Below are 13,292 nucleotides of genomic sequence, written 5' to 3'. Positions count from 1 at the left end.
GCTCAGGCGAGGTCGTCCCAGGACATCGCGCAGGTCGTGCAGGTCAGCCGGCGCACCCTGCGTTCACCGGCGAGGCCGACGGCCAGGAGCGATGCCCCGCCCGTCAGCACGGCCGCCCCGGCCTTGGCGCCGTCGATCCCGGCGCGCTGGGTGCGCAGCTCCACGCCGACCCCGCCCCGCTCGTGGCAGAACCGGTACACGATGGCGGCGTGCGGGTGGTGCGCCGGGGGCGACACGGGACCGCGCAGCCCCTCGCGGAACGCGTGGGCACACCGGACCGCGATCAGCGCGACGAGCGCCGCGAGGATCGCCCCGATGACGGTCCACGCCAGGGCGGCTTGCAGGTCCATGGAGGGAGGGTAGGACGCCCCCGCCCCATCCGTCCGCGAGATCGGCCGGGTGGGGTCGTGCAGACGCGCCGGCTCGGCACCGTCAGACGTCGCAGAAGTGCCGGCTCGGCACCGTCAGACGGTGCAGACGCGACAGCTCGACACCGTCACGCGATGCAGACGCGACAGCTCGACACCGTCACGCGATGCAGACGCGCCGGCTCGGCACCGTCAGACGGTGCAGACGCGACAGCTCGCGCGGGGCGTCACTCCCACTCGATGGTGCCCGGGGGCTTGCTCGTCACGTCGAGCACGACGCGGTTCACCTCGGGCACCTCGTTGGTGATGCGGGTGGAGATGCGCTCGATGACGTCGTACGGGAGGCGGGACCAGTCGGCGGTCATCGCGTCCTCGCTGCTGACCGGCCGGATGACGATGGGGTGGCCGTAGGTGCGGCCGTCGCCCTGCACGCCGACCGAGCGGACGTCGGCCAGGAGCACGACGGGCATCTGCCAGACGTCGCGGTCGAGGCCGGCGGCGGTGAGCTCCTCGCGGGCGATCACGTCGGCGGCGCGCAGGATGTCGAGGCGCTCCCGGTCGACCGCACCGATGATCCGGATGCCCAGGCCCGGGCCCGGGAACGGCTGGCGCCACACGATCTCGGGCGGCAGGCCGAGCTGCTCCCCCACGAGGCGCACCTCGTCCTTGAACAGGGTGCGCAGGGGCTCGACGAGCTCGAACTGGAGGTCGTCCGGGAGCCCGCCGACGTTGTGGTGGGACTTGATGTTCGACGTACCGGCACCACCGCCCGACTCGACGACGTCCGGGTAGAGCGTGCCCTGCACCAGGAAGGCGACGTCGTCGCCCTCGTCGGCGGTGCCGCGCTCCACGAACGGCGCGAGCACCTCGGCCTGGGCCGCCTCGAAGACGCGGATGAACTCACGCCCGATGACCTTGCGCTTCTCCTCCGGGTCGCTGACGCCGGCCAGCGCGGCGAGGAAGCGCTCCTCGGCGTCGACGACCTTGAGGTCGACACCCGTGGCGGCCACGAAGTCGCGCTCGACCTGCTCGGTCTCGCCCTGGCGCATGAGGCCGTGGTCGACGTACACGCAGGTGAGCCGGTCACCGATGGCGCGCTGCACGACGGCGGCCGCCACCGCGGAGTCGACGCCGCCCGAGAGGCCGCAGATCGCGTGGCCGCGCTCGCCGATCTGGGTGCGGATCTTCTCGATCTGCTCCTCGACGATGTTCACCATCGTCCAGGTCTGGCGGCAGCCGGCGATGTTCCACAGGAAGTGCTCGAGCACCTGCTGGCCGTGCTCGGAGTGCAGGACCTCGGGGTGCCACTGCACGCCCGCGAGGCCGCGCGCCGTGTCCTCGAACGCGGCGACGGGGGTGACGTCGCTCGACGCGAGGACGGTGAAGCCGGCCGGGGCCTCGGTGACGGAGTCGCCGTGCGACATCCACACCCGGTGCTCGGTCGGCAGGTCGGCGAGCAGGGTGCCCGCCTCGGCGATCCGCACCTCGGTGCGGCCGTACTCCCGCGCGCCCGTCGGCGACACGGTGCCGCCGAGACCGGCCGCCATCAGCTGGAAGCCGTAGCACATGCCGAACACGGGGGTGCCCGCCTGGAAGAGGCCGGTGTCGATGCCGGGGGCCCCCTCGGCGTACACCGACGACGGACCGCCGGAGAGCACGATCGCCTTCGGGTTGCGGGCCAGCATCTCCTCGACCGGCATCGTGTGCGGCACGATCTCGGAGTAGACCCGCGCCTCCCGCACGCGCCGCGCGATGAGCTGGGCGTACTGGGCGCCGAAGTCGACGACCAGGACGAGGTCGTGGTCGGGGGTGCCGACGGTCATCAGGGGCCTTTCGAGCGGGCGGGCGGGCCGCGACCCTCGCGGGCCGCGCCGCGGAGTCTATCGGCGCCCTCGGCCCCGCGCCGACCCGGCGGGGACCCCTGGAACGCGCTCCAGGGCCCGGCCGGGGAGGGAGGGTGGCCGGGCCCTGGAGGTCCGCTCGACTGCAGAGCAGCGCGTCGGACCAGGGCCCGGACTGGGAGGGAGCAAACGTGCCGGACCCATCCCGCACAACGAGCCCCCGGGGGGCCGGTTACGCCCCCGTCATGACGAATCTCGACGGACGCGGACGACCGGCCCCGCGCGGTCAGCTCACGCCGACGATGGGCAGGCGCAGCGCCCCCGGCGCGGCCTCCGGCACGACGGGCGAGCGCGGCGCGACGGGGCGCACCTGCTCGTACGACGCCCCCACCGCGGGCCGCTCGTCGGCCTCGCCCTTGTTGGGCCAGAAGGCCATCGCGCGCTCCGCCTGGGCGGTGATCGTCAGCGACGGGTTGACCCCCAGGTTCGCGGAGATCGCCGAGCCGTCGACCACGTGCAGGCCCTCGTAGCCGTAGAGCCGCTGGTAGGGGTCGACCACGCCGCTCTCGGCCGAGTCGCCGATGGTGCAGCCGCCGATGAAGTGCGCGGTCAGCGGCCGGTTGAAGGGCTCGCCGATCGTGCCGCCGGGGGTGCCGTCGACCTGCTTCGCCATGCGGCGCACGGCCTCGTTCGCCACCGGGATCCACGTCGGGTTGGGCGCCCCGTGACCCTGGCGCGACGAGAGCCGCCACCCGAACGGCGTGCGCTTCGGCACCGTCGTGATCGAGTTGTCGAGCGTCTGCATCACGAGCGCGATGACGGTGCGCTCCGACCAGTGCTTCATGTCGTAGAGGTCGAGCACGTTGCGCCGCTGGCGCCACAGCTCCTTGAGCCAGGTCTGCCAGCGGGGGCCGGGGCCGTCGCCGTCGGTGAGCACCGTCTGCATCAGCGCCATCGCGTTCGAGCCCTTGCCGTAGCGCACCGGCTCGATGTGGGTGACGTCGTCCGGGTGCCACGACGACGTGATCGCGACGCCCTTGCTGTAGTCGGTCGAGAGGTCGGGCGCCAGGGCGCCGAGGATCGCCTCGGAGTTCGTGCGCGTCAGCATGCCGAGCCGGTCGGAGATGCGGGGCAGGTCGCCCGTCACCTTCAGCTTGTGGAGCAGCTTCTGCGTGCCGAGCGCGGCCGCCGAGAAGACGACCTGCTCGGCGGTGAACGACTTCGTCGCCGTACGGCGCGAGAGCTTCGCCTTCGTCCAGCGCGCGTCGACCCGGTAGCCCCCGCCGTCGAGCGGCCGCACGCGCGTCACCGTCGTCATCGGGTGGACGCGGGCGCCCTGCTGCTCGGCGAGGTAGAGGTAGTTCTTCACCAGCGTGTTCTTGGCGTTGTGGCGACAGCCGGTCATGCACTCGCCGCAGCCCACGCACGTCGTACGGCGCGGGCCCGCGCCGCCGAAGAACGGGTCGTCGACCTCCTGGCCGCCGCCGGCCTCGGCGCCGCCGTGCTCGGGACCGCCGAAGAACACGCCGACCGGGGTGGGGTGGTAGGTGTGGCCGACCCCCATCTCCTCCGCCACCTTCTGCATGACGTCGTCGCTGTTGGTGCGCACCGGGTTCTCGACGACGCCGAGCATGCGCTTGGCCTGGTCGTAGTACGGCGCGAGCTCCTGCTTCCAGTCGGTGATGTGCGACCACGACGGGTCGCGGTAGAACGCGTCGAGCGGCTCGTAGAGCGTGTTCGCGTAGACCAGGGAGCCGCCGCCGACGCCCGCGCCGGCGAGGATCATGCAGTCCTTGATCATGTCGATGCGCTGGATGCCGTACATGCCCGCCTCGGGCAGGTAGAGGTACTTCTTCAGGTCGAACGAGGTGGCCGGGAAGTCGCCGTCCTCGAACCGCGCGCCGGCCTCGAGCACGCCGACGCGGTAGCCCTTCTCGGTCAGGCGCAGCGCGGTGACCGAGCCCCCGAACCCGGAGCCGACGACCAGGACGTCGTAGTCGAACTCGCGACGGGCGCTCATGCCCGGCCCAGCTTCTTCAGCACCCGCAGGCTCCTCGTCATGAAGGCGGCGTAGGCCTCGTCGGACATCCCGAACGAGGGTCCGAAGCGCATCAGCCGCTGGGTGGCGACCGACTGCGTCTCGGTGTAGCGCAGGAGGCCCTCGGCGCCCTGCCGGCGGCCCATGCCCGACTCCCGCATGCCCCCCATCGGGGCGGCCAGCGAGGCGAAGGTGGCGGCGAAGGCCTCGTTGACGTTGACCGTGCCGCACTTGATGCGGCGGGCGAGCGACCGGGCGCGAGCGCCGTCCTGGCTGTAGATCGAGCCGTTGAGGCCGTACTCCCCGTCGTTGGCGCGCGCGATCGCGTCGGACTCGTCGCCGAAGCGGTAGAGCGAGACGACCGGGCCGAACGTCTCGTTGCCGAACACGGTCATCTCGGGCGTGACGCCCTCGAGGATCGTCGGCTCGAAGTAGAACGGGCCCAGGTCGGGCCGGGCCTTGCCGCCGGCGAGCACGGTGGCGCCCTTGGCCACCGCGTCCTCGACGTGGGCGGTCACGGTGTCGAGCTGGTCCTGCGAGATCAGCGAGCCCATGTCGTTGCCCCACGCGAGCGTGGCGCCGAGGGTCATCGCCTCGGTGCGGGCGACGAACCGGTCGACGAAGCGGTCGTAGACCTGGTCGGCGACGAACATCCGCTCGATCGAGACGCAGAGCTGGCCCGCGTTCGAGAACGCCGCCCGGGTCGCGCCCTCGGCGGCCTTCTCCACGTCGGCGTCGCGCAGCACGAGCATCGGGTTCTTGCCACCCAGCTCGAGCGAGCAGCCGATGAGGCGCTCGGCCGCCTGCGCGGCGACCTTGCGACCGGTGGCCGTCGAGCCCGTGAAGCTCACGTAGTCGGCCTCGGCGATGATCGCCCCGCCGACGCGCGAGCCCGGCCCGGCGACGACCTGCCAGAGGTCGGCCGGGAAGCCGGCCTCGGTGAGCAGCTGGGCCGCGAGCAGCGCCGTGAGCGTGGTCTGCGAGTCGGGCTTGGCGACCACCGCGTTGCCGGCGGCCACGGCCGCGATGCCGTCGCACAGCGCCATCGTGAACGGGTAGTTCCACGGCGAGATGATGCCGACGACGCCCTTGGGCACGTGGTTCACCTCGACCCGGGTGAGCACCGGGAAGACCCCGGGCACCCGGCCCGTGCCGAGGTGCTGGTGGAGCGTGCGGCCGTAGTAGCGGGCCGTGAGCGCGATGTGGAGCGCCTCGTCGAACGCGTCCTTGCGGGCCTTGCCCGACTCCAGCACCACCAGGTCGGAGATCTCCTCCTGGCGGTCGAGCACCAGGTCGTGCAGGCGCAGCAGCACCTGCTGGCGGTGCTCGACCGAGGTGCGCGACCAGGCGACCTGGGCGCGGCGGGCGCGCACGAAGGCCTCGCGCACGTCGGCGTCGGAGGACTGCGGGATGTGCGCGAGCGGCGCGCCGTCCAGCGGGGAGCGCGTGCCGACCGACTCACCGCTGGTGGAGACGATGCGGGCCGTCAGTGCGGCGACCTCGTCGGGCTCGATGGCGTACGACGCGGTGGGGTCGAGCTCGGGGTCGCCGGGCCCCGTGACGAGGGGGCCACCTGCGGGGGTCGAGTTGCTCATGTACCGAGAGTATGTGAGCGGCGTCTCCCGTTCTACCCCTCGGTAACTGTTGGCCGGATTTGACAGTCCTCGAGCAGATGTCAAGTGCCGCCGGCGGCCCTCTCAGAGCAGGTCGGGCACGCTCACGCGGGCCTCGTCGGCCTCCTGGTCGGTGAGCTTCCGCTGGCTCTGGCGCTCGGCCTCCACCCGTCGCAGGTAGTGGTCGACCTCCTCGGCCTTGCGCGCCTCGTCCCAGCCCAGCTCGCCCGCCATCAGCTCGGCGACGTACGGCGCCGCCTCGGTGCCGCGGTCGAAGGTCTCGATCGAGATGCGGGTGCGACGCGTCAGCACGTCGTCGAGGTGGCGGGCGCCCTCGTGGGTGACGGCGTACACGATCTCGGCGGCCAGGTGGTCCTCGGCGCCCGGCAGCGGCTGCGCCAGTGCCTTGCGGGAGGACACGAGGTCGAGGATGTCGTCGATCATCCCGCCGTACCGGCCGAGGAGGTGGTCGATGCGCGCCACGTGCAGGCCGGCGCGACGGGCGAGCATGACGCGCTGGTTCGAGCGCGTCTCGAAGCCGTCGGCGCCCAGCAGCGGCACGCGGTCGGTGATCGACTCGCGCACGGTCGTGTTGGCGGCGGTGGTGAGCGAGTGGGCGGCGGCGTCCACCGCGTCCTTGCCCATCACCCGGTACGTCGTGAGCTTGCCGCCGGCGATCATCACGAGGCCCGGCACGGGCGTGACGACCGTGTGCTCGCGCGAGATCTTCGACGTCGGCTCCGACTCGCCGGTGAGCAGGGGCCGGAGCCCGGCGTAGACGCCCTCGACGTCGGAGTGGTCGAGGGGCTCCTTGAGCAGCGTGTTGACGTGCGCGAGCACGTAGTCGATGTCGGCCTTCGACGCGGCCGGGTGGGCCTTGTCGAGGTCCCACGCGGTGTCGGTGGTGCCGATGATCCAGTGCCGGCCCCACGGGATGACGAAGAGCACCGACTTCTCGGTCTTCATGATGAAGCCGGTCTCGGAGCGGATCCGGTCGCGCGGCACCACGAGGTGGATGCCCTTCGACGCCTGCACGTGCAGCGCGCCGCGGCCGCCGACCATGTCCTGGATCTCGTCGGTCCAGACCCCGGCGGCGTTGACGACCACCCGGGCGCGGATCTCGAAGTCGACGTCGTTCTCGAGGTCGCGCGCCGTCACGCCGACGACGCGGGCGCCCTCGCGCAGGAAGCCGGTGACCTTGGTGCGGGTCGCCACGTGGGCGCCGTGGGAGGCCGCCGTGCGCGCGATCGACATCACCAGGCGGGCGTCGTCGACCTGGGCGTCGTAGTAGCGGATCGCCCCGGTGAGCTTGTCGGTGCGCAGGTCGGGCGCGATGCGGGCGACCTGCTTGCGGAAGAGGTGGCGGTGGCGAGGCACGCCCATGTCGTACTTGCCGAGCGCGGCCATGGTGTCGTACAGCACCAGGCCGGCCCCGACGTACGGGCGCTCGTAGGTCTTCGTGAGCGGGTAGAGGAACGGCACCGGCGTCACGAGGTGCGGCGCGAGGCGGGTGAGGAGCAGGCCGCGCTCCTCGAGCGCCTCCCGCACGAGCCCGAAGTCGAACATCTCGAGGTAGCGCAGGCCGCCGTGCACGAGCTTGCTCGAGCGGCTGGACGTGCCGGACGCCAGGTCGCGCTGCTCCACGAGGCCGGTCGTGAGGCCCCGGGTGACGGCGTCGAGCGCCGTGCCCGCGCCGACGACGCCACCGCCGACGACCAGCACGTCGAGGTCACCCGCCGTGGTGCCGGACATGGCCGCGATGGCGGCCTCGCGGGCGGCGGGACCGAGTTCTCCGGATCGTGTCGCGCTCATGCGTCCATCGTGCCACCCGGGCGGTCGCCCGCCCGGGGAGCGAGCGGAGCGGTGGCTAGAGGACGACGACCTGCACGCGCTGGAACTCCTTGAGCTCCGTGTAGCCGGTCGTGGCCATCGCCCGGCGCAGCGCGCCGACGAGGTTCATCGTGCCGTCGGCGACGCTGGAGGGCCCGAAGAGCACCTCGTCGAGCGTGCCCACGGTGTCGAACGCGACGCGCTGGCCGCGCGGCAGCTGCGGGTGCCAGGCCTCGGCGCCCCAGTGGAAGCCGTGGCCGGGGGCCTCGCTGGCGCGGGCGAACGGGGAGCCGACCATCACGGCGTCGGCGCCGCAGGCGATCGCCTTCGCGAGGTCGCCCGACGTGCCGATGGAGCCGTCGGCGATGACGTGCACGTAGCGCCCGCCCGACTCGTCGAGGTAGTCGCGGCGGGCCGCGGCCACGTCGGCGACCGCCGAGGCCATGGGCACCGAGAGGCCGAGCACGGTGCGGGTCGTGTGGGCCGCGCCGCCACCGAAGCCGACGAGCACGCCGGCCGCGCCGGTGCGCATCAGGTGCAGCGACGCCTGGTACGTCGCGCAGCCGCCCACGATGACGGGCACGTCGAGCTCGTAGATGAACTCCTTGAGGTTGAGCGGCTCCGCCTGGCTCGAGACGTGCTCGGCGCTCACGGTCGTGCCCCGGATGACGAACATGTCGACGCCGGCGTCGACGACCGTCTTCGCGAACTCCTTGGTGCGCTGCGGCGAGAGCGAGCCCGCGACCGTCACCCCGGCGTCACGCATCTGGTTCACGCGCTCCGTGATCAGCTCGGCCTTGACCGGCTCGGAGTAGATCTCCTGCAGGCGTGCGGTCGCAGCGGTGCCCTGGAGCCCGGCGACCTCGGCCAGCAGCGACGTCGGGTCGTCGTACCGCGTCCAGAGGCCCTCGAGGTCGAGGACCCCGAGGCCACCCGCGCGGCCGAGCGCGATCGCGGTGTCGGGGCTCATCACGGAGTCCATCGGCGCCGCCACCACGGGGATCTCGAAGCGGTAGGCGTCGATCTGCCAGGCGACGCTCACCTCCTCGGGGTCCCGGGTGCGGCGGGACGGCACGATGGCGATGTCGTCGAACGCGTAGGCCCGTCGGGCGCGCTTGCCCCGGCCGATCTCGATCTCGGTCACGGGGTCAGCGTAGTTGTTGCGCGGCCCGCGCCTCGCCACCGTCGCGGGCGCGGGCCGCCGGGGCCGCTCAGGACCGGGGCGTGACCTGCGAGACCGTGAGCTGGCTCTGGCCGATGTCGCCCTGGCAGGCCTGCACGTCGTACGGCACGAAGACGCTCGCCCGGGAGTCGGGCGGGTAGACCCGGAAGCCGTCGGCGGTCGTCGGGGCGCACGCGGCGGCGTCGAAGCTGCCCGCGTTCGCGACCTGGAGCAGCGCGGTGCCGACGTCGCCCGGGGCGAGGCGCACGGGCGCGACCTGACCCGTGCGGTCCGCCGCCTCGCCGACCTGCGTGCCGTCGCTGCCGCCGACGAACGAGACGCCGGGGTGCCCGTCGACCACGCAGGTGCGGTCGCCCGTGTTCTCGAAGGTCACCAGGAGGTAGCTGCTGCCGGCGGCACCGCCGCCCTCGTCGGCCTCCACGCCCACGCGCAGCTCGTCCACCGCGCAGGTGCTCGCCGAGGCGGAGGAGCCCTCCTCGGCCGGCGCCGAGGCGTCGTCCCCGGGGGTGGTCGTGGGCGCGGGGCCGCTCGTGCCCGACGCGCCCGGGTCGGCCGACGTCGCCGGCGCGGCGGGCGTGGTGGACGGGGTGGACGGGGTCCCGGTCGACGTCGTGGCCGCGCCGGAGGGCTCGCTCACGGCGTCACCGTCGCCGCCCGACCCCGACAGGCCGTTGCCGCAGCCCGCGAGCACGGCCGCCGACAGCACGGCGACGGCGGCGAGCGGCAGCAGCCGACCGGTGCGGGCGCGGGTGCGGGTGCGGGTGCGGGACGCCTGGGGGTTCTCGTTCGTCTCCATGTCGGCGACGCTAGACCCGGTCGGTCTCGGTGCCGTGCCGTCGAGGTCGCGACCGGGGAGCGGTCGGGTCCCGGTCCTGTGAGGCCGCCGTGACCCGGCCGTGAGGTCCGTCGGGCTCACCGGTCGGCGGGCAGCACGAGGCGGGCCCTGGCCCCGCCGTCCGGCGGGTTGTCGAGGCTCAGGCGGGCGTCGATGACGGCGGCCTGGCCCGTCGCGATCACCAGCCCGAGACCGGTGCCGCCCGTGCGCCGCGACGACGCCGACAGCCGTCGTACGCCGTCCGGCGCGTCGCCCAGGAGCGGCTCCGGGAAGCCGGGCCCGTGGTCGCGGACGACCACCTCGCACCCCGTCTGCACGACCTCCACCGGCGGCGCACCGTGCCGTACGGCGTTGCGCACCAGGTTGCTGAGCACGCGCTCGAGGCGCCGCGGGTCGGTCTGCACCAGCACCGGCTCGTCGCCGGTGCGGACGACGACGTCGGCCGCGTCGTACTCGCCGGTGGCGACCCCGCGCCGTACCGACCCGAGCACCGCCTCGCGCACGTCGAGCACGTCGAGGTCGGCCACCTCTCCCCCGCTGTCGAGGCGGGAGACCTCGAGGAGGTCCTCGACGAGCCCCGCGAGCGTGGTGGCCCGCTCGCGCACGAGCTGGGCGGGCCGGGAGTCGTCGAGCAGCGCCGCGGCGGTGGCGAGGCCCGTGACCGGGGTGCGCAGGTCGTGGGCGACGTCCGCGGTGAAGCGCTGCTCGGCCCGCAGCCGGGACGCCAACCGGGCCGCCATCGCGTCGACCGCGTCGGCGAGGTCACCGACCTCGTCGCGCCGGTCGCCCACCGCGGCACGCAGCGCACCGGGGTCGCCGCCGCCGGCCACGGAGCGGGCCGTCCGCGCGGCCACCCGCAGGCGCCGCGCCAGCCGGCCGGCGACGAGCAGGCCGACCCCGGCCGCGAGCACCACCGTGACGGCCCCCGCGAGCACGAGGGCGCGGTCGACGGCGGCCACCTGGGCGTCGGCGGGGCGGAAGGTGGTGCGCGTGCTGAGCACCTCGTCGCCGACCCGGCCCGCCGCCCAGAGCTCCCGCGTGCCGCCGCCGCTCACGAGGGTCGCCCGCGACCCGTCGGCCTCGACCTCGTCGGCCACCTCGCCCGGCAGGTCCGGGTCGTCGACCCGGGCGTCGAAGCTGAGCAGGCCCGTGCGCTCGTAGATCTCCATGGCGGTGCGCATCCGCTCGTCCGCGCTCGCGCGCGTCTCGTGGACCCGGTCGAGCACCACGAGCAGGTGGACCGCGACGCCGAGGGCCGCCACCGCGACCAGGACGACGCCCGTGATCGTGGTGGCGATCCGCAGCCGCAGGCTCACCGGACCAGCTTGTAGCCGAAGCCGCGGACGGTCTCGATCGCGTCGGCACCGATCTTCGCGCGCAGCCGCTGCACGTGGACGTTCACCAGGTGGGCGTCGTCGTGCCACTCGTCGTGGTCCCACACCCGGCTCAGCAGGGCCGAGCGGGAGACCACGGCACCGGCCGCGTCCGCGAGCTCGAGCAGCAGCCGCAGCTCGGTCGGCGTGAGCGCCACGGGCGCGCCGCCGACGCGCACGGTGAGGGCGCGGCGGTCGAGCTCGACGTCGCCGTACCGCTCGACGGCCCCGGGGCCGCCGCTCGCCCCCGGCACCGCCGCGCCCGCGGGCCCGCCGGACGCGGCCGACGAGGCGGGCGGGCTCGGCTCGGCCCGCCGCAGCACGCTGCGCACCCGCGCCAGGAGGACCTGGACGTCGAAGGGCTTGGTCACGTAGTCGTCGGCCCCCGCCTCGAGCCCGCCGACGACGTCGACCGGGTCGCTGCGCGCCGACAGCAGCAGCACGGGGAGGGTGGAGACCTCACGGATCCGGCGGCACAGCGTCACGCCGTCGAGACCCGGCAGCATCACGTCGCTGACCACCACGTCGTACGCCGCACCCGCCTCGGTGAACGCCGACCAGGCGTCGAGGCCGTCGGTCACCCACGTGACCGCGTGGCCGCTGCGCTCGAGGTGCAGCGACGTGGCCTCCCCGATCACCGCGTCGTCCTCGACGAGGAGGACGCGGCGGGCCACGGGCGCGGTCACCGACCGGTGTAGTTCGGCGCCTCGGCGATCATCTGGACGTCGTGGGGGTGGCTCTCCTTGAGGGAGGCCGACGTGATGCGGACGAACTGGCCCTTGGCCTGCAGCTCGGGGATGGTGCGCGCCCCCACGTAGAACATCGACTGCGAGAGGCCACCGATGAGCTGGTGGGCGACGGCCGAGAGCGGCCCGCGGTAGGCGACCTGGCCCTCGATGCCCTCGGGCACGATCTTGTCGTCGCTCGTGACCTCGGCCTGGAAGTAGCGGTCCTTCGAGTAGGACTTCTTGCCCCGGCTGCTCATCGCGCCCAGCGAGCCCATGCCCCGGTACGCCTTGTACTGCTTGCCGTTGACGAAGACGAGCTCGCCCGGCGACTCCTCGCAGCCCGCGAGCAGCGACCCGATCATGACGGTCTCGGCGCCCGCGACGAGCGCCTTGGCGATGTCGCCCGACTGCTGCAGGCCGCCGTCCGCGATCACCGGCACGCCGGCGGGCTGGCAGGCCAGGGACGCCTCGTAGACCGCGGTCACCTGCGGCACGCCCGTGCCGGTGACGACGCGGGTGGTGCAGATGGAGCCCGGGCCGAAGCCGACCTTGACGGCGTCGACGCCCGCGTCGACGAACGCCTGGGCACCCGCCCGGGTCGCGACGTTGCCGCCGATGACCTGCACGTGGCGCGTGGCGGGGTCGCTCTTGAGGCGCTGCACCATCTCGAGCAGCATCCGCACGTGGCCGTGGGCCGTGTCGGCCACGAGCACGTCGACCCCGGCCTCGATGAGGCGGGTGGCGCGCTCCCAGGCGTCGCCGAAGTAGCCGATCGCCGCCCCCACGAGCAGGCGGCCGTCGGCGTCGTACGACGCGTTCGGGTGCTGCTCGGACTTCACGAAGTCCTTGACGGTGATGAGGCCGGCGAGCTTGCCGTCGCCGTCGACGAGCGGGAGGCGCTCGCGCTTGTGCTTGCGCAGCAGGGCCGTGGCGTCCTCGCGGCTGATGCCGACGTGGCCGGTGATGAGCGGCATCCGCGTCATCATCTCGTCGACCTTGGTGGTCGCCCAGTCGTTGACGGGGGTGAACCGCAGGTCGCGGTTGGTGATGATGCCGAGCAGCGTGTTGCCCGCGTCGACCACCGGCAGCCCGGAGACGCGGTACTCGCCGCAGATGCGGTCGAGCTCCTCCAGCGTCGCGTCGGGACCGATCGTGACGGGGTTGGAGATGATGCCCGTCTGGGTGCGCTTGACCAGGTCGACCTGGTAGGCCTGGTCGTCGACCGAGAGGTTGCGGTGCAGGATGCCGATGCCGCCCTCGCGGGCCATGGCGATGGCCATCCGGGACTCGGTCACCGTGTCCATCGCCGCGGAGACGAGGGGCGCGCGCAGCGAGATGCCGCGCGTCAGCCGGCTCGACGTGTCGATCTCGTCCGGCGCCAGGTCCGAGTAGCCCGGGAGCAGCAGGACGTCGTCGTAGGTCAGCCCGAGGGCCGCGAACTTGTCGGGGATCTCCACCGCGCCATCGTACTCAGCGGCTCGGG

Annotated in this window: 10 protein-coding genes; all 10 read right to left on the bottom strand. The window is 73.4% G+C overall.

What is annotated here, in order from left to right; genetic code table 11:
* Positions 1-2 precede the first annotated feature (2 nt).
* Positions 3-350, bottom strand: coding sequence for a hypothetical protein (locus tag K329_RS0107450; RefSeq protein ID WP_028472546.1), 348 nt, complete (start codon positions 348-350; stop codon positions 3-5).
* A gap of 245 nt (positions 351-595) precedes the next feature.
* On the bottom strand, positions 596-2,191 hold the full coding sequence (gene guaA / locus K329_RS0107445) for a glutamine-hydrolyzing GMP synthase (RefSeq protein WP_028472545.1): 1,596 nt from the start codon (positions 2,189-2,191) through the stop codon (positions 596-598).
* A gap of 304 nt (positions 2,192-2,495) precedes the next feature.
* Entirely contained in the window at positions 2,496-4,229 is a 1,734-nt protein-coding gene (locus K329_RS0107440; protein WP_028472544.1) for a GMC oxidoreductase, read from the bottom strand.
* Entirely contained in the window at positions 4,226-5,842 is a 1,617-nt protein-coding gene (locus K329_RS0107435; RefSeq protein WP_028472543.1) for a succinic semialdehyde dehydrogenase, read from the bottom strand. Before K329_RS0107435 ends, K329_RS0107440 begins: the two co-directional genes overlap by 4 nt.
* 102 nt (positions 5,843-5,944) lie before the next feature.
* The gene (locus K329_RS0107430; protein ID WP_028472542.1) at positions 5,945-7,672 is read right to left on the bottom strand and encodes a glycerol-3-phosphate dehydrogenase/oxidase; all 1,728 of its coding nucleotides are present in this window, start codon (positions 7,670-7,672) and stop codon (positions 5,945-5,947) included.
* Between the two features lie 55 nt (positions 7,673-7,727).
* On the bottom strand, positions 7,728-8,834 hold the full coding sequence (locus K329_RS0107425) for a GuaB3 family IMP dehydrogenase-related protein (RefSeq protein ID WP_028472541.1): 1,107 nt from the start codon (positions 8,832-8,834) through the stop codon (positions 7,728-7,730).
* 67 nt (positions 8,835-8,901) lie between these two features.
* A complete protein-coding gene (locus K329_RS0107420; RefSeq protein ID WP_052336530.1) occupies positions 8,902-9,669 on the bottom strand; it encodes a DUF4232 domain-containing protein in 768 nt (255 codons plus the stop codon).
* A 116-nt stretch (positions 9,670-9,785) separates the two neighbouring features.
* The gene (locus K329_RS0107415; protein WP_052336529.1) at positions 9,786-11,024 is read right to left on the bottom strand and encodes a HAMP domain-containing sensor histidine kinase; all 1,239 of its coding nucleotides are present in this window, start codon (positions 11,022-11,024) and stop codon (positions 9,786-9,788) included.
* Positions 11,021-11,767: a response regulator transcription factor gene (locus K329_RS0107410; RefSeq protein WP_028472538.1), complete on the bottom strand. Its 747-nt coding sequence runs from the start codon at positions 11,765-11,767 to the stop codon at positions 11,021-11,023. The genes K329_RS0107415 and K329_RS0107410 overlap by 4 nt, the downstream gene beginning before the upstream one ends.
* Entirely contained in the window at positions 11,764-13,266 is a 1,503-nt protein-coding gene (gene guaB / locus K329_RS0107405) for an IMP dehydrogenase (RefSeq protein ID WP_028472537.1), read from the bottom strand. Before guaB ends, K329_RS0107410 begins: the two co-directional genes overlap by 4 nt.
* Between the last annotated feature and the right edge of the window lie 26 nt (positions 13,267-13,292).

The sequence above is a fragment of the Nocardioides alkalitolerans DSM 16699 genome, assembly GCF_000426525.1.
Taxonomy (GTDB): Bacteria; Actinomycetota; Actinomycetes; order Propionibacteriales; family Nocardioidaceae; genus Nocardioides; species Nocardioides alkalitolerans.
This window is presented reverse-complemented; position numbering and strand designations above follow the sequence as displayed.